Origin of the sequence: Vreelandella jeotgali Hwa, from assembly GCF_000334215.1 — a bacterium.
GTDB classification, from domain to species: Bacteria; Pseudomonadota; Gammaproteobacteria; order Pseudomonadales; family Halomonadaceae; genus Vreelandella; species Vreelandella jeotgali.
In genome coordinates this window covers 312,182-331,250 of record NZ_AMQY01000014.1, presented here as the reverse complement: position 1 = coordinate 331,250, position 19,069 = coordinate 312,182, and the positions used below count along the sequence as shown (strand labels likewise).

Below are 19,069 nucleotides of genomic sequence, written 5' to 3'. Positions count from 1 at the left end.
AAAAGCTTTTTCATGAGCCTTTTCGAAGAGCTTTTTTGAAAAGCTTTATTGAAGAGCTGTCCCGGGCCGGGAGGGTGTTAATGTAAACTATACAGAATACTGTACAGAAATGATACAAAAAGACGGACGGGTACCACGCTGCACGCCGGCCGTTAAGACTTACGTCCATACATGGTAGGCTCGGGGGCAATTTTCAAGCGTTGAACACGAGGATAGCCATGCCTTCCTATTCCCATACCGCTGTGCTGCCTCACCTGGCCGCGCTGGATATATCCGGCGATGACGCCGCCGGCTTTTTGCAGGGGCAAACCAGTGCCCAGGTCAATCTGGCCGACGGCAATCTTGCCCCGCTGACCTGCTTTTGCACGCCCAAGGGGCGGATGCTGGCCAACGGCCAGCTTATCCGCATGGCCGAGGGCCACTACCGCCTGGTCATGCACGCCTCGCTGGTGGAGCCACTGATGGCCCACCTGAAAAAGTTCGCACCGTTTTACAAGGTCGAGCTGGCCGCCGCCGACGCCGTGCTGCTGGGCGCCAGCCAGGCGGACGCGCCGGAACTGGCCGAACAGCTGGGTCTCTCGCTGCCGCAGACGGCCTGGCAGCAGAGCAACGCCGCTGACGCTCAGGCGCTTGCCGTCTGCTATCCGCAGGAAAGCGCGGCGGGCGACAACGACAGCTGGCGCTGGCTCTTCATGCTCTCCGCCGCCGAGGCGGAAAACCTCACTTGGGAAGGCGACGCCGCGCGCTGGCAGCTGGCCGACGTGCGCCGGGGGCTGGCGTGGCTGGATGCCGACCAGCAGGACAGCTACCTGCCGCAAATGCTCAACTGGGAGGCGCTGGGCGGTATCAGCTTCAAGAAAGGCTGCTACACCGGTCAGGAAGTCGTCGCTCGCGCGCACTTTCGCGGCCAGGTGAAAAAGCGCCTGCAGCTGGGCTACCTGCAAACCGACGTAGCCCCGGCCAACGGCGCCGGCGTCATCGCTATCCGCGACGTCGACGATGACGGCAAGAATATCGGCGAGGTAGTCGCCAGCGCCCCGGCGAAAAATGGCCAAATCGCGGTACTTGCAGTGCTCAATACTCGGCCGCTGGAAAAGGAGCCGGCGCTTGCGCTTGACGGCGCGACGCTTACGCTCACCGACCTGCCCTACGCCATCGAGCGTCTGGACCCGGAGGCTCTCGCAGACGCCAGCGACTAGCCGCCGGGACCGAACAGCGCCCGAGCGTTGGCGGTAGACTGCGCGGCCACCGTGGCCGCGCTTTCACCGCGCCGCTCGGCGACGTGCTGACACACTTTGGCAACGTTGGCGGGCTCGTTGCGTTGGCCTTGAAAAGCACACAGCGGCATATCGGGGCTGTCGGTTTCCAGTACAAAGCCGTCCGCCGGCAGGCTTTTGACTACGCGGTGAAGTTTTTTCGCGCGCGGGTAGGTAAGCGCCCCGCCCAGCCCCAGGGTATAGCCCAGCTTCAGAAACCGCTGCGCCTGCTCAGGTGAGCCGGCAAAGGCGTGAATCAGCCCGCCCCGGGGTAGCGCCAGCTGCCGCAGGCGCTTGGCCACCTCGTCGTTGGCATGAACGCAGTGAATCACCACGGGTAGCTCTCGCCGTTTGGCCAGGCGCAGCTGGGCGTCAAACAGCCGCCACTGGGCCGCAAGCGTTTGTTCAAAACGGGCGTCGATGCCGCACTCACCCACCGCTGCCACGCCCCTATGCTCGTCGAGCGCCACCTCCAGCGCCTTGATGTCGGCGTCATCTTTCAGCCGGTGAGCGTCCATGAAGTACGGATGCAGCCCGAGACACACGCTGACATCCGCCCGCTCGCCCAGCGCCAGCACGCCGGGCCAGGCGGCTCGAGTCGTGCCCGGCACCACAAAGTGGCTGACTGCCTCGGCTCGGGCGCGGTCAAACACCGCCTCGCGGTCGGCGTCGAAGTCGGCAGCGTCCAGATGGCAGTGGGTGTCGATCAGCATGGAGGCTCCCTTCTTCCATTGCAGGCGGCTTTTACCGGGCACAGAACTCACCGCGAAGGCGCTATGAATCCCTCCCTGGACGCTACCCGATGCCATCCATGGCATCGAACCTTCGCGGCGAGCTGTCCCCGGCGCCGCCTGGCCTTGAAACCCTGATAGACGACCGCTGCAACAGTCTAGTGCTCTCGAGTCGGGCGGAAGTTGACGTCGGGCCAGCGCTCCTCGGTCATCTGCAGGTTGACGCGCGTGGGGGCGATATAGGTCAAACAGCCGCCGCCGTCGACGGCCAGATTGGTGCTGGCCTTGCGCTTGAGCTCATCGAGCTTTTTGGCATCGTCGCAGTACACCCAGCGCGCCGTATGGACGTTCACGGCCTCGTAGATACAGTCGACCTTGTATTCTTCCTTGAGGCGGTGGGCAACCACGTCAAACTGAAGAGTGCCCACCGCGCCGAGAATCAGGTCGTTGTTGTCCAACGGCATGAATACCTGGGTCGCGCCCTCTTCCGATAGCTGCTTCAGCCCCTTTTGCAGCGCCTTCATTTTCAGCGGGTCTTTCAGGCGGACGCGCTTGAAAAGCTCCGGCGCAAAGTGGGGAATGCCGGTAAAGCGCATATCCTCGCCTTGGGTGAAGGTATCACCGATCTGGATGGTGCCGTGGTTGTGCAGGCCGATAATATCCCCCGGCCAGGCCTCCTCGACCTGGGCGCGGTCCGAGGCCATGAACGTCAGCGCATCGGCGATCTTGACGTCCTTGCCGATACGCACATGGCGCATTTTCATGTTTTTCTCGTACTTGCCCGAGCACACCCGCAGAAAGGCGATACGGTCGCGGTGCCTGGGATCCATGTTGGCCTGGATCTTGAACACGAAGCCGGTAAAACGCCCGTCATCGGCAGTCACCTCGCGCACGTCGGTATCCCTGGGCTGCGGCGCCGGGGCGTACTCGACAAAACCGTCGAGCATTTCGCGCACGCCGAAGTTGCCCATGGCGGTACCGAAGTAAACCGGCGTCAGCTCACCGCGACGGTAGGCGTCCAGATCGAACTCGTGGGAGGCACCGCGCACCAGCTCGACTTCCATGCGCAGCTCTTCGGCCTGCTCCTCGCCCAGCAACTCCTCCACCTCGGGGTTGTCGAGCCCCTCGATGCGGTCATCCGCGGGGATGCGATGGCCCTGCCCCTGGGTATACAGGTGCAGCACGTCGTTATACAGGTGGTAAACGCCCTTGAAGTGGCGGCCCATACCGATGGGCCAGGTCATCGGCGCGCACTGGATATTGAGCACGTTTTCCACCTCGTCCATCACTTCGACGGGATCGCGGGTATCGCGGTCCATCTTGTTGATGAAGGTGAGAATCGGCGTGGTGCGCAGCCGGCAGACGTCCATCAATTTGATGGTACGGTCCTCCACGCCCTTGGCACCGTCGATGACCATCAGCGCCGAATCCACCGCAGTAAGGGTGCGGTAGGTATCTTCGGAGAAGTCTTCGTGGCCCGGCGTATCCAGGAGGTTAACCACGCGTCCGCCGTAGGGAAACTGCATCACCGAGGTGGTCACCGAGATGCCGCGCTCCTGTTCCATCTTCATCCAGTCGGAAGTGGCGCTGCGGTCGTTGCGCTTGCTTTTGACCGACCCCGCCATCTGGATGGCGTTGCCGAACAGCAGCATTTTTTCGGTAATGGTGGTTTTACCCGCGTCGGGGTGGGAGATGATCGCGAAGGTGCGGCGCATTTCGGCTTCTTGCGCGACTTGTTGGGCTTGACTCATCGTGCCTCGCAGATTGTCGGACTCGGGGCTGTGTTCGCCGTGACGAATCAGCGGCGGCTTAGCCGGGCAGGAGATAGCATTGGCGCGATTATACCTGCGAGGGGCCTGGCAGGGATAGGCGGGATGGCCGATGCAGCCTGTGGCGCCACATCGCCGATCATGAAACCGGCACAGTATGAATACTTGGCACAAGCAGCAGCGCCGGCGGAAAAGCCGGCGCTGCTGCGGGATCTGCTCTTTGTTCAAGCCTGATTCAGGCCCGGATCATTCAGGCGTAGGTATTGACCTGGGTGCCCTTGCTGCCTTCGGTGGCGAGGTCCATCTGGCCGCCGGTAGAGGCCGATTCCATCAGCTGGGTCACCTGCTGCTGCTGGGTATCCAGCGATTCCCTGAGAATCTGCATCTGAGCCTGCTGAGCGGTCTGCGCCTGATTCAGATACAGTGACTGGCTTACCATGTTGCTTACGGAAGCATCCATAACAGACTCCTTGTATAGGGCAATCGGTAAGGTTTGTAGGTACGGGTTATGGCAACAGTAGCAAAGCGGGCCACAAAGCGCAAAGTCGGCCGGATACTATTTACCTTATCATGATTACCCTGATCGCCTGGCTTGCCCCGATCGTCTTGCCGCCGGGGCATCGCCGGGTGTCGCGCGCCGTTCAAAAACGATCGGCCCTGAAGGGCGCCATATCGATCGCCGTCTGCTCGTTTTCCATCATGCCGGCCAGCAGTTTTCCCGTTGCCGGGCCCAGGGTAAAGCCCTGGTGGCCATGCCCAAACGCCAGCCAAAGCCCCTTGTGACGCGGCGCCGGGCCGATAATCGGCTTCATGTCCGGCAGGCACGGACGCGCGCCCTTCCAGGTTTCCGCATCGCGACGCTCGCCCAGCGGGAACAGCGTACGCGCCACCTTTTCCGCCGAGGCCAGCTGGTCCAGGTGCGGCGGCGCATCGAGATCATCGAGCTCGGCGCCGGTTGTCAGGCGCACGCCGGCATTCATGGGTGCCAGCAAATAGCCAACCTCCGAATCCATGACCCAGTGGTTGAGCCGTGCGTCGCCTTCCCCGGCGTAGTGCATGTGATAGCCACGCTTGACGAAGGTGGGAAAATGATACCCCAGCGGCTTGAGCCAGCGCCCGGCCCAGGGCCCCAGCGCCACCACGACGTCGTCGGCCTCGAGGGTTTGCGTGGTGGTGGTGACCTGCCAGCCGTCATCCGTCTGCGTCATGCCGGTCACATCATCCTGCAGACACTGCCCGCCTTCCGCTTCGAACGCCCGGGCATAAGCGGCCACCAGATCGCCCGGGTCGGCCACGGTCCAGGGGTCGAGCCAGTGTATCGCGCCGATGACATCCTCGCCGATATCGGGCTCCAGAGCGGCGACGGCCTCACGGTCGAGCGCCTTGAAGCGCACCTCAAAGCGTTCACGGCCCTCTTCGGCTTCCTTGACCCGTTTGTCAAAATAGCCCTGGCTGCGAAACAGCTCGAGGAAACCGTCCTTGCGTACAAGGTCGCCGGCACCCGCTGCCTGGATCATCTGATCGTGGGTTTCCAGGCAGCAGCGAATCAGCGAAGCATACTCGGGAACGATATGGCGGTAGTTTTTCGGCGCGGAATTCAGCCAGTACCGCAGCAGCGGCGTGGCGGCGTGCAGCATACCGAACGGCCGATAGCGAATATCCACGCGATGGTTGGGCAGAACGCCCAGCAGGGTTTTCAAATCCCGCGGGAAGGCATAGGGGCGGACGGCTTCACGCTGGATGATACCGGCGTTGCCGAAGGAGGTTTCACGCCCCGGCTCACGACGATCGACCAGTACCACCTCACGTCCGCGTTGGGCCAGATGCCAGGCAATACTGACACCGACCATTCCTGCCCCCAGCACCAGCGTTCGACGCGCCATGTGTTGCTCCTTGTCAAAGGCATTTGACCGCGGCATCGGATGCACCGCCGGTCATATTGTTCAGGTTTTCCGCCGCCGAAATGACGACTCACATACTGCAAAAATATCACTAAAAAATGCGCTTTTGTATAGTGGCGAAATTTGTTTTATAGGCTTAATGTAAACCAATATATCGCCAAATACGAAAATGCAGTTGATATCACTATCTTTAGCGTCGCGTGTAATGACCTCCGAGCGATATACCCGTGCTTCGGGTCGAGGGTAAAGCTGGCTCGCCGCTACCACCGAGTCGGAACCACAGCATCACCCGAAAGGACAAATCGTCGGAGAGAGGTGGCTAGTGGATAGGCTATTCAAAAAACGGGTTAATACGGGTTCGTGAAGAACCAGAACTTGTAACAGAACTTAAAAACAGGACTTAAAAAACAGAATCTGAAGAAACAGAATCCGAAAAATCAGCGCTTCAGAAAGGGGGTAAGTATGAAGGGGGATAGGTGTGAAGGGGACAAGTATGGATCCGGCAGGACGGAATCATCGGTTAATGGGGTGGATGATGGGGATCGAACCCACGACCACCGGAGCCACAATCCGGGGCTCTACCACTGAGCTACACCCACCATAACCGACTGTTGCCTGAAGCAGCGGGAAAGCCGCGCTTCCCATGTATCGACGTATTGGCCTGCCGCTGATGGGGTGGATGATGGGGATCGAACCCACGACCACCGGAGCCACAATCCGGGGCTCTACCACTGAGCTACACCCACCATCAAGGCAGCTTTCAACGTCTATTGTTTCAACGGCTGTTAACCGAATGATCGGGAATCATACAGCTTTACAGCGTTTTTCACTACACAGCGTTTTTCACTACACAGCGTTTTCACTACACAGCGTTTTCACTACGTCGTTGCGTGCTGAGCCTGTCACCATTACGGCTGGTACGCCCAGCGGGACTTGAACCCACAACCTACGGCTTAGAAGGCCGTTGCTCTATCCGGTTGAGCTATGAGCGCGCTGAACCAAGGCCAATGCCTGGATAGGCAAGACGCCAACTTCCGCGCCGGGCGTGGTCGGGATGGAGGGATTCGAACCCCCGACATCCTGCTCCCAAAGCAGGCGCGCTACCAGGCTGCGCTACATCCCGAACCCGAAGTCTGCTGCTCGTGGCATCGTGCTTCGGATTGATCGCCCTGACGCCGCCGCATGGCTCGTCTCAAGCGGGGCATATAATACGGTTTCCAAAGGCAAAGTCAACCGCTAACGGACGCGCACTTTGCTTTGCCTGGCCGCGCGGGCATGCGAACATTACGCTCGATCCCGGCTTCATGGCCCGGATTTCATCGCCTTGATCTCATTCACGAAGGAATGTCCTGATGACTGCCCAACTGATCGATGGCAAAGCCATCGCCGCCGACGTCCGCCAGCAGGTAGCCGACAAGATCGGCCAGCGCTTCCGCGTTGGTGCCCGCGCCCCGGGGCTGGCCGTGGTGATTGTCGGCGACGACACGGCGTCGCAAATCTACGTCAAGCACAAACACCGCGCCTGCGAACAGGCCGGGATTATTTCCTTCCAGCACGAGCTGCCGGAAGATACCCAGCAGCACACCCTGGAAGCGCTGGTGGACACGCTCAACGATGATCCGCGCATCGACGGCATCCTCGTCCAGCTGCCGCTGCCAGAGCATCTGAACGCCCGTCCGATTCTCGAGCGCATTCTGCCGCACAAGGACGTCGACGGCTTTCATCCGTATAACCTGGGGCGTCTGGCCCAGCGTATTCCTGCTCTGCGTCCCTGCACGCCCCGGGGCATCATGACGCTACTGGAAAAGAGCGATCTGCCGGTGCGCCGCCTGGATGCCACGGTGGTGGGCGCCTCCAACATTGTCGGCCGCCCCATGGCCCTGGAGCTCATGCTCGCCGGTTGCACCACCACGGTATGCCACCGCTTTACGCAGAATCTGGAAGAGCATGTCCGCCGCGCCGACGTGCTGGTGGTCGCCGTGGGCAAGCCGGGGCTGGTCAAGGGCGAATGGATCAAGCCCGGCGCCATTGTTATCGACGTGGGCATCAACCGCCAGCCGGACGGCAAGCTGGCCGGCGACGTTGACTTTGAGACTGCGTCACGGCTTGCCGGCCACATCACCCCCGTACCCGGCGGCGTGGGGCCCATGACGGTTGCCACGCTGCTGGAAAACACCCTGGAAGCCGCCGAGCTCCATGACCCCTCAAGCGCGCATCACGACCCCGAGCCCGCATAGCCCGTATAGCCCGCACAGAAAGGAGAACGCCTTGCAGCGTATAGGAATCATCGGCGCCATGGCGCAGGAAGTCCGCATTCTCGCCGACCAGCTGGACAACGCCGAGCGTCACGAACACGCCGGCGGCGTCTTTTATCACGGCCGCTGCCACGGCCTTGAGGTGGTGATACTTCAGTCCGGCATCGGCAAAGTCAACGCCGCCGTGGGCACCGCCATCATGCTGGAGCACTACCGCCCCGACGCCATCATCAATACCGGCTCGGCGGGCGGCTTTGCCGAGGACATGCGTATCGGGGACGTGGTGGTATCCAGCGAGGTCCGCCACCACGACGCCGACGTTACCGCCTTCGGCTATGAACTCGGCCAGCTACCCGACATGCCGCCGGCCTTTGCGGCCGATGCCGAACTACGCCGCGTGGCGCAACAGGCGATTGACAGCCTGAACGACGTCAAAGTCCGCGACGGATTGATTACTACCGGCGACAGCTTCATGGCCGACCCCGAACGGGTAAACGCCACCCGGGCGGCGTTTCCCGACATGCTCGCCGTGGACATGGAAGCCGCCGCCATTGCCCAGACCTGTCACCTGTTTGGGTGCCCTTTTGTGGTCATTCGGGCGCTGTCCGACATTCCCGGCAGCGGCGATAATCACCTGTCGTTTGACGAATTTCTGGAGCTCGCCGCACAGCAATCGTCGCGCATGGTCGAACGCATGCTGCAGCGGCTGGCCGACGCCTGATCGCCGGCGCATAACGGCGACGACCGAAGGGCTCGTTGCCCGGAGTGGATGGCTCAGGTCATCAGCTTCCAGCCCAGGGTTTCCCCCGCTTTCATCGGCACGATGCGTTGGCCGCCGGCGTAAGCGTAGCTTTCCGGCAGCTGCCAGTCGCGACGCTCGAGGGTCACGGTGCCGGTGTTGCGCGCCATACCGTAGAAGTCGGCGCCGTTGTGGCTGGTAAAGGCTTCAAGCTTGTCGAGCGCTCCCGCCTTCTCAAACGCCGTGGCGTAGAGCTCCAGCGCCGCCGGAGCGCTGAACACGCCGGCACAGCCGCAGGCGGATTCCTTGTCGCCCCGGGCATGGGGCGCGCTGTCGGTGCCGAGGAAAAACCGGCGGCTACCCGACGTTGCCGCCGCCACCAGCGCCTCGCGGTGGCGCTCGCGCTTGAGAATCGGCAGGCAGTAATAATGCGGACGCATACCGCCCACCAGCATGTCGTTACGGTTCAGCAGCAAATGCTGGGGTGTGATGGTCGCCGCGACGTTATCGCCTGCCGCCATGACAAAATCGGCCGCCTGAGCGGTCGTGATATGCTCACATACCACCTTGAGCGTCGGATGACGCGCCAGCAGGGGCTTGAGCACGCGTTCCAGAAACACCGCTTCGCGATCAAAAATATCCACGTCGGCGTCGGTAACTTCGCCGTGCACCAGCAGCGGCATACCGCACTCGGCCAGGGCCGCAATGGTGGCATCGCAGCGTGTCAGGTCGGTCACGCCGGAGGCCGAATTGGTGGTCGCGCCGGCGGGATACAGCTTGACCGCCTTGACCACGCCGCTCTGCCGCGCGCGCTCGATTTCTTCCGGCGGCGTCGTGTCGGTCAGATACAGCGTCATCAGCGGCTCAAGGGTCGAGCCTTCGGGCAGTGCCACCAGAATGCGCGCGCGATAGGCCAGCGCCTGCTCGGTGGTGGTCACCGGCGGCTTGAGGTTGGGCATGATGATCGCCCGGCACATCTGGGCGGCGCTATGCGCGACCGTCGCTTCCAGCACCGCGTCATCGCGCAGATGCAGGTGCCAGTCGTCCGGGCGGGTCAGGGTAATAGCGTCCACAAAGGCTCCTTTTCAAACACCGGGTTGTCGGGCGTGGTGTGTATTAACCGGGGGAAATCGGCCTGTCAGAGTATACCGCATCGCCACCGACGGAAAATCCGGCGTATCATGGGCCGCCGTTCGGGTAGGGAACGGCTTGGTTATCAGGACATCGAGTATCAGGAAATAATCTATGCATAACGTACGCCGCTTCGCCGATGTCATGGCAGGCCTTGAAGGGCTGATGTGGCTGGGGCTGGGCTGGTCGATTTCGCTGTCCGCCTGGCAGGCCCGCAACGAGCCGGTCCTCGCTGCCGTGCTGCTGGTCGCCACCGCTATTCTGTTCAGCCGGATACACCGCCCGCTACGCTTTTTTCTGCGGCGTTACCACGTACGCAAACGCCGCACGGATATGTGGCTGCACCTGCTGGCGCTGCCGCTCCTGCTGGCGATGGTGCTGTACCTGATGCTGGAAGCGCTGCTGGGAGATGCCTGGCTGCCGCCCAAGATGCTGCTGGTCAACGTGCTGGCCAGCGCCGGCTGGCTGACCTTCATGCTGACGCTGTTTATCAAGTTTCTGATTCACGGTTTGAAAGGCCGGGGCAATGGCGACACCGGCACCAACGACACCGCCGACGCGGACAACAACCGCCAGGATAGCCTTCACAACGACACCGACAGCGCGAGCTGAGCCCAATGCCCACCGAACTTCCTCTGCCGCTGTCCACGCCCAACCGCAACCTGGTGCGTCTGACCATTGTGCGCGGCATTACCTGGACGGGGTTTCTGCTCGCCATCGTCATCGGCGTGGAGCTGCTGGATTTTGATATGGCGGTGCCCGCCGTGGTGGGCGTGGTCATCGCCATGGGGGTTCTCAACATAGCGACCTGGTGGCGGCTGGGGCGCCCCCGGGACGTGGCGCATATTGAATACCTGCTGCACTTGCTGGCCGATATTGCCGGCCTGACGCTGCTGTTCTACTTTACCGGCGGGGCCACCAACCCGTTTATTACCTACTACCTGGTGCCCGTGACCATAGCCGCCGCCACCCTGCCCTGGCGGCACACCTGGATCATCGCCGCCTGCGCCTTGGGCGGCTACAGCTTTCTGATGTTTAATTATCACCCGCTGCCCCGGCTGTACATGACCGGGGATTCGCCACTTAGCCTGCATATTCTCGGCATGTGGCTGAACTTCGGGCTATCCGCGGGGCTGGTCACGTTTTTTATCTACAAGATGGCGCATGCGCTGCGTCGCCGCGACCGCGCGCTTTCGCGCACCCGCGAAGCCGCGCTACGTAACGAGCAGGTGCTGGCCGTGGCCACCCAGGCCGCCGGTACCGCCCACGAGCTGGGCACGCCCCTATCCACCATGGCGATTCTGCTCAACGAAATGGAAGACGAAGCGGACCCCGACACGCCCATGCACCATGACGTCCGGCTGCTGCGCCAGCAGGTGGAAATCTGCAAGGCACGGCTGCAACATCTGGTGGACAGCGCGGACCGCCGACGCATGGCCGAGCCGGCGGTGCGCGACGGCAGCGAATGGCTGGCGGGGGTGGTGCAGCGCTGGCTGGTGCTGCGTCCGGATGTCAGCCATCGGCTGACACTCGCCGAACGTCGGGGGCGCCCCTGGCTGGCCGTTGATGCTACGCTGGATCAGGCGCTGACCAACCTGCTCAACAACGCCGCCGATGCCAATCCCGAAGACATCCATATCAGCCTGGAATGGCAGGACGATAGCGTGATCATTGATATTCGCGACCACGGCCCGGGCGTCGAGCTGGCCATTGCCGACCAGCTGGGCGAGACCTTTGTCTCTACCAAAAGCAAGGGCATGGGCATCGGGCTGTTTCTGACGCATGCCACCATCAACCGTTTTGGCGGCGGCGTCAGCCTGTACAATCACCCCCGGGGCGGCACGCTGACCGAAGTGACCCTGCCGCGCAGCTCGCCGCCGGCCTCACGGGATACCAGCCGAGGGTAATAACGCCATGCCAACACAACGCCTGTTGATTATCGACGATGACGACATGTTCTGCCATGTGCTCAGCCGTGCGCTGTCCCGGCGCGGCTTCGATATCAGCGTCGCCCGGGACGCCGATGAGGCGCTCGCTCTGGCCGTGGAGCTCAAGCCGACCATGGCCACTCTCGACCTCAAGCTCGAACACAGCTCGGGGCTGAAGCTGCTGCCCGACCTGCTGGCCACCGTGCCCCAGTGCCGCGTGGTAGTACTCACCGGCTACTCCAGCATCGCCACGGCGGTCGAAGCCATCAAGCTCGGCGCGGTGAACTACCTGTGCAAACCCGCCGATGCCGATGACGTCCTCGGGGCATTCGAGCATCAGCAGGGCGACCCGGATACCGAAGTGGCCGACAACCCGCCGTCGGTCAATCGCATTACCTGGGAGCACATTCAGAAGGTGCTGCAGGAACACGACGGCAACATCTCCGCCACCGCGCGGGCGCTGGGCATGCACCGCCGCACCCTGCAACGCAAGCTGCAAAAGCGCCCGGTACGCCACTAGCGCGCCCTCGGCTCAGGCTTCCATCAGCCGCGCCATGAGCTGCTGCGCCAAACGCGCGGCATCTTCCATGCTGTCCAGCTCTGCCAGGTCATCGAGAACGCATCGCTGATACCACCATCGCTCGCCAAAGGCGTGGTACGTCAGACGGTAATCTCCCGAAGGCAGCGACAGCCGGTAGTCGTCTTCCTGGCGTAAATGGGTGTCGGCATCGGCTGCCAGCGCCACCAGCCATAGCGCGCAGGGGGTGATCAACGCCCCCACCAGCAGAGGCTCGTCATCCGCGGCGGACAAACGCTGAAAGCACAGCGCATCAACGCCCAGGCACGGATTGTAGTGCGCCTGACGCTTGAGCTCGACGATATGCGTATCGCGGTACTCGCGTGCCATATCGGCCAGGGTGGCATAGTTATCCCCGGTGGGCGTTTCTGTGAGCATTGGCTGATCTCCGTGGGCGGTACAAGACTGACTCGGCAATGTAATGGTAACGGCCCGGACTCGTGACCGCGCGGCTACGCTGGCCGCATAACCGCTACCCGAATGGCGCCCCGTCGCTGATAACACGGCTTAATCGTCGGCGTAGCGGGGCTCTATTGGCGTACCGGGCACGACCAGGTCAGACTCTTTCATTAACATTTTCCAGTTCATTAACATTTTCCAGATCACGCTTTTAGCGCATCGTCACCGCCGGGCGCACTGTTATTCCGAGTGCATTGTCATTCGTAGCGCACCGTCATCCCGAGCACAGTGCACTCGCCGGTCGATAAGTGTCCGCTAAAGCTGTTCGCCAAAGCCTTTCACAAAAGCTTTTAACCAAAGCTTTTAACCAAAGTGCGACTCTGGTTCGAGGCCATACCGATTTATTGCAAGCTAACACAGGAGATACCGCCATGTTTGTGGTGATTTACGGACGCATGTCCTGCCCTTTTTGCGTACAGGCCAGAATGCTCGCCGAAAAACTCGAAGAAAGCGGCCGAATCGAGGGGCTGCGCTACATTGATATGCCCGGCGAAGGCATCACCAAGGATGATATCGCCAAAATCGCCGGCACGCCGGTGCATACGGTGCCGCAGGTGTTCGTCGACGAGGAGCACGTCGGCGGCTTCACCGAGTTCCAGACCTTTGTCAGCCATCACCCGGCCCTAAGCGCCTGATCAAGGTCTCCTGGCGCCTCGCGCCCCGACCGTTTTTCCTGTTATATTCCGATGCCAACCGTGCTTTAACGGCGCCGTGACTCACGACTCCGTACGTCAAGACAGCGCCGACACGCGACGAAGCCGGCGCCCCTGCCAAGTCAAGGCGCTGGCAGGGGCATCATCACCACAGGGAAACGGGTATGCCAATTGCTATCGGGCTGGCCAGCGTTCTGCTGCTGACAGTTAATACGCTGTTCTGGGCACTGCCGCTCATACTCTTGACACTGATCAAGCTGGCCCTGCCGCGTGCCTGTCAGCCCCGGGTTCTTGACGGCCTCAACGCCATTGCGCTCAACTGGATCGGGTTCAATCTGTGGTGGATGCGCCACCTGCTGAAGCCCGATCTTGACGCCTCGATCCCCGACGGGCTCAGCCCCGACCAGTGGTGGCTGGTGATCTCCAACCACCGCAGCTGGACCGATATCTTCATGCTGCTGATGGTGCTGCACCGCCGGATTCCCATGCCCCGGTTTTTTCTCAAGACCCAGCTGTTCTGGATTCCGGTAGTGGGCCTGGCGTTCTGGGCGCTGGAGTTTCCCTTCATGCGCCGCTACAGCCGCGAACAGCTGGCGCGCAAACCGGCCCTGGCCGACATCGATCGTCGGGCGACCCAGCGCATGTGCCACCGGGCTCGGCAGCGCCCCATTGCGATTTTCAACTTTGTCGAAGGCACGCGCTTCACCCCCGCCAAGCGCGATGCCCAACAGGCCGACACCCCGCCGAACCGGTATCATCACCTGCTGCGCCCCCGCGCGGGCGGCGTCGCCCAGGTGCTCAGTCTTCTGGGCGACCGTCTTGACGGCATTCTTGATGTCACCATCAGCTACGGCAACGCCGCGCCGAGTTTCTGGCGCTTTCTCTGCGGCCGGGAAGGCCCCATCTATCTCAGCGCGCGCCGCCTCGATATTCCGGCATGGATGTACGGCGCGGCCGACCACGCCGACCCGCAGCACAAGGAACGCTTCCACCTATGGATCAACGCACTCTGGCAGGAAAAGGATCGCCGGCTGGACGCCCGTTATGGCAACGCTTCCGCGCACCGGGACTAATGATTGCGCTGGCGCTGCTGGCCCTGCTGGCGGGCTGTAGCGCCAGGGAAATCCAATCCACCCGCACGGATGCCGGAGCCAACCAGCTGAGCGGCTACTGGGTCAGCATTCAACGCGGCGATACCCTGGGCTCGCTGGCCCAGCGGGCGGAGGTTCCCCTGGTACGCCTCAAGCGTTTCAACCCCGGCGTACAGGCCCGCCACCTGGCCGTTGGTCAGCGCATTCTGGTGCCAACGCAGCGCGAGCGCGCACCGTCGGGCGGCCCCTATCGCTATCAGATACGTCCGGGCGATACCTATACCGGCATCGCCCGGCACTTCAACACACGCGCCGGGCGCCTGGAAGCCGCCAACCCCGGCACGCCGGCCAGCGATCTGGGCATCGGTCGGCTGATTCAGATCCCCGTGGGCACATCCGGCACGGCTTCAGGCCAAAGCGCGCGCTCGGGCGGTGGAAGCGCCTCCACCAGCGCCGGCAGCCAGGGCCAGCAGAGCGGTGGCAACCGTTCATCCCGAGCGTCAAACGCCACGCCCGACCTGCCCGACTCTGCCGGCAGCTGGCCCTGGCCGCTTGATGATTACCGCGTGGTGCGCGCCTACGGCAAGGACGATCGCGGCCGCCTGCAGCCCACGCTGCTGGAAGCCAAAAGCGACCCCAACGCTCGGGCCGTGGCGTCGGGCAAGGTCAGCTTTGCCAACACCATGCGCCAGCTGGGCGAAGTCGTCATCATCCAGCACCCCGGCAACCTGCAAAGCGTGTATGCGCTCTGCGACGAGGTCAGCGTCACCACGGAGCAAAAAGTCGACAGGGGCGACAGCCTTTGCCGAGTCAGCGAAAACGACAGCGGGCGCTCCATCCTGCTGTTCGACATGCGTCGCAACGGCAAGCCGATGAATCCGGCGCGCCTGATGGAATAACTCCGGCAGCTCCTTGATTCATCGCGCTTTGCCTGAAAAATAAGCCTTAATAACAATCGCCCCGCACGGCTTGCCGTACGGGGCGAACATTCAGGCACCAGCGATTCAGCGGGTAAGCCGCGCTGATCTTTAATCGCGCTAACCTTTAACCACGCTGACCTTTAACCGCACTGCCCTTCAACCACGAAAGTGGCCGGGGGCGACAAACGGCATCTTGCTCACCGTCATGGCGCGTTTCTTGCCGCGCACCAGCGCAAACACCGGGGTATCCGGCGCTTCAAAGTCGCGCTTGACGTAGCCCATGGCCACCGGCTTGCCCACGCTGGGGCCAAAGCCGCCGGACGTCACCACGCCAATTTCGTGTTCGGCGTCGTCCACCAGCACGGCCCCCTCGCGTACCGGGGCCTTGCCGTCGGCGACCAGCCCCACGCGCTTGCGCGAATGATCCTTCGCCTCGACCTGATGCAGAATCACATCCGCCCCGGGAAACCCCCCCGAGCGCTCACCGCCGTGGCGGCGCGGCTTGCTCACCGCCCAGATCAGCCCGGCTTCCACCGGCGTGGTCGTGGTGCTCATATCGTGGCCATACAGGCACAGCCCGGCTTCGAGACGCAACGAATCCCGAGCGCCCAGGCCAATGGCTTCCACCTCCGGCTCGGCGAGCAGACGCCGCGCCATGGTGTCGGCGGCACCGGCGCGCATGGACAGCTCGAAGCCGTCTTCGCCGGTATAGCCGCAGCGGCTGACCCAGACATCTTCGCCATCGATCTCGAAGCGCGCGTGCTGCATGAAGACCAGATCGCAGGCCGCCGGACACAGCCGCGCCATCACGTCGGCAGCATCCGGGCCCTGCAGCGCCAGCAGGCCACGGTCGAGGTAGTCGATCTCGTGAGTCTCGCCCAGGTTGGCCCGCAGATGCGCCAGATCCTGCTCCTTGCACGCGGCGTTGACCACCAGATAGAAGTGATCACCGGCGTTAACCACCATCAGGTCGTCCAGAATCCCCCCGTCGGTGCCGGTCAGGATGGCATAGCGCTGGGCACCGGGCTTGAGGTCGACAAAGTTGGCCGGCATCAGCGTTTCCAGCGCTTCGGCGACGTTATCGCCGGCAATGTTGACCTGCCCCATGTGCGATACATCAAACAGCCCACAGCTGGCGCGCGTATGCTCGTGCTCCTTTTTGACGCCAAGCGGGTACTGCACGGGCATTTCATAGCCGGCAAAGGGCACCATTTTGGCCCCCAGCTCGGTATGCAGGTCGTAAAGGGGCGTGTGTTTGGATTCCGTCATGCGGCGTTCCTCCTGGGACGTTGTTATCAACCGGCGGTTATTCACCGGTTGCCATCAACTACATGAAAAAACTATATAAAAAACCAAATGAAAAGCCGGAAAGTCACCCCCTGGGTGGCTTCCCGGCTTTCAGGGTGCACACAGCATAACACTGCCGTGCATCGGCGTTTACGAGTTGTCGTGGTCCAGCTCTTCGCCGGGCCGCACCTCTTCGCCGTTGAAGTAGGCTTTGGCCAGCTTGAACACGACCGGCGACAGCAGCGCCAGCGCGATCAGGTTGGGGATCGCCATCATGGCGTTGAAGATATCGGCCAGCAGCCAGATCAGCCCCAGGTTGGCTACCGCACCCAGCGGAATGGCGAGTACGTAAATCACCCGGTAGACCGGAATCGAGCGCGTACCGAACAGGAACTGGCAGCACTTCTCGCCGTAAAACGCCCAGCCCAGAATCGTGGTAAAGGCAAACACCGCCAGCGCAATGGACACGATTTCATTGCCGATACCCGGCAATGCGGCATCGAACGACATCGCGGTCAGCGAGGCGCCCTCCTCGCCGGTTTCCCAGACCGTCGCCGTCAGAATCACCAGCGCGGTGATGGTGCACACCACGATCGTATCGATGAAGGTGCCCAGCATGGCGATCAGGCCCTGGCGCACGGGGTTTTTGGTCTTGGCTGCCGCGTGGGCAATGGGCGCGCTGCCGAGACCGGCTTCGTTGGAGAAAATACCCCGCGCCACGCCAAAGCGTACGGCTACCATGACCGCGGCACCGGCAAAGCCGCCGACCGCTGCATGGGGGTTGAAGGCGTAGTAGAAAATCATGCCCAGGGTATCCAGCAGCTCGCCGGCGTTAACGGCCAGCACCACGATACCGCCGATGATATAGGTCACGCCCATGATCGGCACCAACTTGCCCGCCACCTTGGCGATACGCTTGATGCCGCCGAGAATCACCGCCCCGGACAGCACCATGATCACCAGGCCGGTAACCCAGCCGGGAATGCCGAAGGTGGAATCCATCACGTCGGCCATGGAGTTGGACTGCACGGTATTGCCGATGCCGAACGCCGCTACCCCGCCAAAGAAGGCAAAGGCGCCACCCAGCCAAATACCCTTGGGCCCCAGGCCGTTCTTGATGTAAAACATCGGCCCGCCGATGTGATAGCCGGTGCTGTCGGTTTCACGAAAGCGCACGGCGAGCACCGCCTCGGCAAACTTGGTGGCCATCCCCACCAGCGCGGTAATCCACATCCAGAACACCGCGCCGGGGCCACCGAGCGCGATGGCGGTCGCCACGCCGGCGATGTTGCCGGTGCCGATGGTCGCCGACAGCGACGTCATCAGCGCGTTGAACGGCGAGATTTCGCCGTCGTCTTCACTCTTGGCCTTGCCGCCGGGCGTGGAGCCGGGATCACGACCCTGCCACAGCAGCCGGATACCGGCACCCAGCTTGCGGATGGGCATGAATTTCAGGCCCACCAGCAGGTAGATGCCGACGCCCAGCAGCAGCACCAGCACGATCGGGTCCCACAAGGCACCGCTGATGGCGTTCAGCACGCGGGTAATTGCTTCCATTGTTCTCCTCCTTATGCCCTTAACGCAGCGTTGCGTTGGTATTGTAATCGGGCAGCTTGCGTTGAATGCCGACCGCTCCGCGGCGACACAGGCTTATTGTGATTATCTACACGAGCGATGTCACGCAGGGATTTCAACGCTTAAGCATTTGACCTGGCAGTGCATCCTGCCCGCTTAACGCGACCTTGAACGTCGAGTTGCCTGAAGGCATCAGGGCTTTGCATGAGAAGTATAAAAGCAAGGATTCATGGAAGGACCGACGCACAGCCATTCGGCCGTCGCGGACAATTTGTTTCCCCGTGCAAACGCGGTAATATGGCACCACTTTTGTCGTGCATGTCAGGCGTGCTTGCGCGCCCGCGTGCCGAAACTTCCACCAAGCTGACTACAGGAAAACCAATGACCCAGGTTCCCACCGACCGCCAGTACGCCGAAAGTCACGAATGGGTGCAGGATAACGGCGACGGCACCGTTACCGTCGGCATTTCCGACCATGCCCAGCAGTCGCTGGGCGATGTCGTCTTCGTCGAACTGCCCGAAGCCGGCCAGACGCTGGCCAAAGGCGACGAGTTCGGCGTCATCGAATCGGTCAAGGCCGCCTCCGACCTCTACGCCCCGATTGCCGGCGAGATTGTCGCGGTCAACGAAGACCTCGAAGACGCGCCGGAAAACGTCAACGAAGCGCCCTACGAAGACGGCTGGATCATGAAGGTCCGTCTGGATGGCACGGTCGAAGGCCTGATGGACGCCGATACCTACCAGGCCAACATCGACGCCGACGCCTGATACCGGCTATTCCTTGCTTGCCTGCCTGC

Annotated in this window: 19 protein-coding genes and 4 tRNA genes; 11 read left to right on the top strand and 12 right to left on the bottom strand. The window is 62.2% G+C overall.

The window, feature by feature from the left end; all coding sequences use genetic code 11:
* Positions 1 to 218 precede the first annotated feature (218 nt).
* Positions 219 to 1,199, top strand: a complete 981-nt coding sequence (gene ygfZ / locus C793_RS0107525) for a CAF17-like 4Fe-4S cluster assembly/insertion protein YgfZ (protein ID WP_017430325.1) — start codon at positions 219 to 221, stop codon at positions 1,197 to 1,199.
* Here ygfZ and C793_RS0107520 read toward each other — a convergent pair.
* Positions 1,196 to 1,969 carry a TatD family hydrolase gene (locus C793_RS0107520; protein ID WP_017430324.1) on the bottom strand — a complete coding sequence of 258 codons (774 nt, stop codon included), beginning with the start codon at positions 1,967 to 1,969 and terminating at the stop codon, positions 1,196 to 1,198. The two genes, ygfZ and C793_RS0107520, sit on opposite strands and share 4 nt — an antisense overlap.
* Before the next feature lie 176 nt (positions 1,970 to 2,145).
* Complete coding sequence (locus C793_RS0107515; protein ID WP_026106172.1) at positions 2,146 to 3,738, bottom strand: peptide chain release factor 3; 1,593 nt, start codon at positions 3,736 to 3,738, stop codon at positions 2,146 to 2,148.
* 123 nt (positions 3,739 to 3,861) lie between these two features.
* On the opposite strand from C793_RS0107515, the gene C793_RS14780 reads away from it, so the two are divergent.
* A complete protein-coding gene (locus tag C793_RS14780) occupies positions 3,862 to 3,990 on the top strand; it encodes a hypothetical protein (RefSeq protein ID WP_017430322.1) in 129 nt (42 codons plus the stop codon).
* Positions 3,991 to 4,006: 16 nt separating this feature from the next.
* Here C793_RS14780 and C793_RS0107505 read toward each other — a convergent pair whose 3' ends face one another.
* The 6 genes from C793_RS0107505 to C793_RS0107480 all read right to left on the bottom strand — a co-directional run bounded on the left by C793_RS0107505 (position 4,007) and on the right by C793_RS0107480 (position 6,780).
* The gene (locus C793_RS0107505) at positions 4,007 to 4,216 is read right to left on the bottom strand and encodes a putative motility protein (protein ID WP_017430321.1); all 210 of its coding nucleotides are present in this window, start codon (positions 4,214 to 4,216) and stop codon (positions 4,007 to 4,009) included.
* 181 nt (positions 4,217 to 4,397) lie between these two features.
* Positions 4,398 to 5,639, bottom strand: coding sequence for an NAD(P)/FAD-dependent oxidoreductase (locus tag C793_RS0107500; RefSeq protein WP_017430320.1), 1,242 nt, complete (start codon positions 5,637 to 5,639; stop codon positions 4,398 to 4,400).
* 542 nt (positions 5,640 to 6,181) lie between these two features.
* Positions 6,182 to 6,256 (bottom strand) — tRNA-His (locus C793_RS0107495).
* A gap of 72 nt (positions 6,257 to 6,328) precedes the next feature.
* A tRNA-His gene (locus C793_RS0107490) sits at positions 6,329 to 6,403 on the bottom strand.
* 169 nt (positions 6,404 to 6,572) lie between these two features.
* Positions 6,573 to 6,649: transfer RNA gene (locus tag C793_RS0107485), tRNA-Arg, on the bottom strand.
* A 54-nt stretch (positions 6,650 to 6,703) separates the two neighbouring features.
* Positions 6,704 to 6,780, bottom strand: a tRNA-Pro gene (locus C793_RS0107480).
* A gap of 229 nt (positions 6,781 to 7,009) precedes the next feature.
* On the opposite strand from C793_RS0107480, the gene folD reads away from it, so the two are divergent.
* Positions 7,010 to 7,894 carry a bifunctional methylenetetrahydrofolate dehydrogenase/methenyltetrahydrofolate cyclohydrolase FolD gene (folD, locus tag C793_RS0107475; RefSeq protein ID WP_017430319.1) on the top strand — a complete coding sequence of 295 codons (885 nt, stop codon included), beginning with the start codon at positions 7,010 to 7,012 and terminating at the stop codon, positions 7,892 to 7,894.
* Positions 7,895 to 7,925: 31 nt separating this feature from the next.
* Entirely contained in the window at positions 7,926 to 8,633 is a 708-nt protein-coding gene (gene mtnN, locus C793_RS0107470) for a 5'-methylthioadenosine/S-adenosylhomocysteine nucleosidase (protein ID WP_017430318.1), read from the top strand.
* A 53-nt stretch (positions 8,634 to 8,686) separates the two neighbouring features.
* Here the strand turns inward: mtnN and pyrC are convergent, their stop codons facing one another.
* Positions 8,687 to 9,724, bottom strand: coding sequence for a dihydroorotase (gene pyrC / locus C793_RS0107465; protein WP_017430317.1), 1,038 nt, complete (start codon positions 9,722 to 9,724; stop codon positions 8,687 to 8,689).
* 172 nt (positions 9,725 to 9,896) lie between these two features.
* On the opposite strand from pyrC, the gene C793_RS0107460 reads away from it, so the two are divergent.
* From C793_RS0107460 to C793_RS0107450, 3 genes are read left to right on the top strand one after another with little or no spacing between them, the layout of a single operon-like run.
* Positions 9,897 to 10,394, top strand: coding sequence for a hypothetical protein (locus tag C793_RS0107460; RefSeq protein WP_017430316.1), 498 nt, complete (start codon positions 9,897 to 9,899; stop codon positions 10,392 to 10,394).
* A 5-nt stretch (positions 10,395 to 10,399) separates the two neighbouring features.
* Positions 10,400 to 11,689 (top strand): ATP-binding protein, encoded by a 1,290-nt coding sequence (locus tag C793_RS0107455; RefSeq protein WP_017430315.1) that lies wholly within the window; start codon positions 10,400 to 10,402, stop codon positions 11,687 to 11,689.
* Positions 11,690 to 11,696: 7 nt separating this feature from the next.
* Positions 11,697 to 12,230 carry a response regulator transcription factor gene (locus C793_RS0107450; RefSeq protein ID WP_017430314.1) on the top strand — a complete coding sequence of 178 codons (534 nt, stop codon included), beginning with the start codon at positions 11,697 to 11,699 and terminating at the stop codon, positions 12,228 to 12,230.
* Positions 12,231 to 12,242: 12 nt separating this feature from the next.
* Here the strand turns inward: C793_RS0107450 and hybE are convergent, their stop codons facing one another.
* Complete coding sequence (gene hybE / locus C793_RS0107445) at positions 12,243 to 12,665, bottom strand: [NiFe]-hydrogenase assembly chaperone HybE (RefSeq protein ID WP_017430313.1); 423 nt, start codon at positions 12,663 to 12,665, stop codon at positions 12,243 to 12,245.
* Between the two features lie 452 nt (positions 12,666 to 13,117).
* Here hybE and C793_RS0107440 point away from each other — a divergent pair, with 452 nt between their 5' ends.
* The 3 genes from C793_RS0107440 to C793_RS0107430 all read left to right on the top strand — a co-directional run bounded on the left by C793_RS0107440 (position 13,118) and on the right by C793_RS0107430 (position 15,389).
* A complete protein-coding gene (locus C793_RS0107440; RefSeq protein WP_017430312.1) occupies positions 13,118 to 13,381 on the top strand; it encodes a GrxA family glutaredoxin in 264 nt (87 codons plus the stop codon).
* Between the two features lie 182 nt (positions 13,382 to 13,563).
* A complete protein-coding gene (gene yihG, locus C793_RS0107435) occupies positions 13,564 to 14,472 on the top strand; it encodes a 1-acylglycerol-3-phosphate O-acyltransferase, YihG family (protein ID WP_017430311.1) in 909 nt (302 codons plus the stop codon).
* A complete protein-coding gene (locus C793_RS0107430; protein ID WP_017430310.1) occupies positions 14,472 to 15,389 on the top strand; it encodes a LysM peptidoglycan-binding domain-containing protein in 918 nt (305 codons plus the stop codon). The genes yihG and C793_RS0107430 overlap by 1 nt, the downstream gene beginning before the upstream one ends.
* A gap of 177 nt (positions 15,390 to 15,566) precedes the next feature.
* On the opposite strand, the gene gcvT is transcribed toward C793_RS0107430, so the two are convergent.
* Together gcvT and C793_RS0107420 are read right to left on the bottom strand one after the other, a co-directional pair.
* Complete coding sequence (gcvT, locus tag C793_RS0107425; protein ID WP_017430309.1) at positions 15,567 to 16,679, bottom strand: glycine cleavage system aminomethyltransferase GcvT; 1,113 nt, start codon at positions 16,677 to 16,679, stop codon at positions 15,567 to 15,569.
* A 168-nt stretch (positions 16,680 to 16,847) separates the two neighbouring features.
* The gene (locus C793_RS0107420; protein ID WP_017430308.1) at positions 16,848 to 18,254 is read right to left on the bottom strand and encodes an alanine/glycine:cation symporter family protein; all 1,407 of its coding nucleotides are present in this window, start codon (positions 18,252 to 18,254) and stop codon (positions 16,848 to 16,850) included.
* A gap of 399 nt (positions 18,255 to 18,653) precedes the next feature.
* Here C793_RS0107420 and gcvH point away from each other — a divergent pair, with 399 nt between their 5' ends.
* The gene (gcvH, locus tag C793_RS0107415) at positions 18,654 to 19,040 is read left to right on the top strand and encodes a glycine cleavage system protein GcvH (RefSeq protein WP_017430307.1); all 387 of its coding nucleotides are present in this window, start codon (positions 18,654 to 18,656) and stop codon (positions 19,038 to 19,040) included.
* Positions 19,041 to 19,069: the final 29 nt, after the last annotated feature.

Coding starts and splice junctions, on each gene's coding strand:
- C793_RS0107500 (WP_017430320.1), bottom strand. CDS start 5,639: ATGGCGCGTCGAACGCTGGTGCTGGGGGCAGGAATGGTCGGTGTCAGT.
- C793_RS0107450 (WP_017430314.1), top strand. CDS start 11,697: ATGCCAACACAACGCCTGTTGATTATCGACGATGACGACATGTTCTGC.
- C793_RS0107515 (WP_026106172.1), bottom strand. CDS start 3,738: ATGAGTCAAGCCCAACAAGTCGCGCAAGAAGCCGAAATGCGCCGCACC.
- C793_RS0107520 (WP_017430324.1), bottom strand. CDS start 1,969: ATGCTGATCGACACCCACTGCCATCTGGACGCTGCCGACTTCGACGCC.
- C793_RS0107505 (WP_017430321.1), bottom strand. CDS start 4,216: ATGGATGCTTCCGTAAGCAACATGGTAAGCCAGTCACTGTATCTGAAT.
- folD (WP_017430319.1), top strand. CDS start 7,010: ATGACTGCCCAACTGATCGATGGCAAAGCCATCGCCGCCGACGTCCGC.
- hybE (WP_017430313.1), bottom strand. CDS start 12,665: ATGCTCACAGAAACGCCCACCGGGGATAACTATGCCACCCTGGCCGAT.
- C793_RS0107420 (WP_017430308.1), bottom strand. CDS start 18,254: ATGGAAGCAATTACCCGCGTGCTGAACGCCATCAGCGGTGCCTTGTGG.
- C793_RS0107455 (WP_017430315.1), top strand. CDS start 10,400: ATGCCCACCGAACTTCCTCTGCCGCTGTCCACGCCCAACCGCAACCTG.
- gcvT (WP_017430309.1), bottom strand. CDS start 16,679: ATGACGGAATCCAAACACACGCCCCTTTACGACCTGCATACCGAGCTG.
- gcvH (WP_017430307.1), top strand. CDS start 18,654: ATGACCCAGGTTCCCACCGACCGCCAGTACGCCGAAAGTCACGAATGG.
- C793_RS0107460 (WP_017430316.1), top strand. CDS start 9,897: ATGCATAACGTACGCCGCTTCGCCGATGTCATGGCAGGCCTTGAAGGG.
- yihG (WP_017430311.1), top strand. CDS start 13,564: ATGCCAATTGCTATCGGGCTGGCCAGCGTTCTGCTGCTGACAGTTAAT.
- ygfZ (WP_017430325.1), top strand. CDS start 219: ATGCCTTCCTATTCCCATACCGCTGTGCTGCCTCACCTGGCCGCGCTG.
- C793_RS0107440 (WP_017430312.1), top strand. CDS start 13,118: ATGTTTGTGGTGATTTACGGACGCATGTCCTGCCCTTTTTGCGTACAG.
- C793_RS14780 (WP_017430322.1), top strand. CDS start 3,862: ATGGCCGATGCAGCCTGTGGCGCCACATCGCCGATCATGAAACCGGCA.
- C793_RS0107430 (WP_017430310.1), top strand. CDS start 14,472: ATGATTGCGCTGGCGCTGCTGGCCCTGCTGGCGGGCTGTAGCGCCAGG.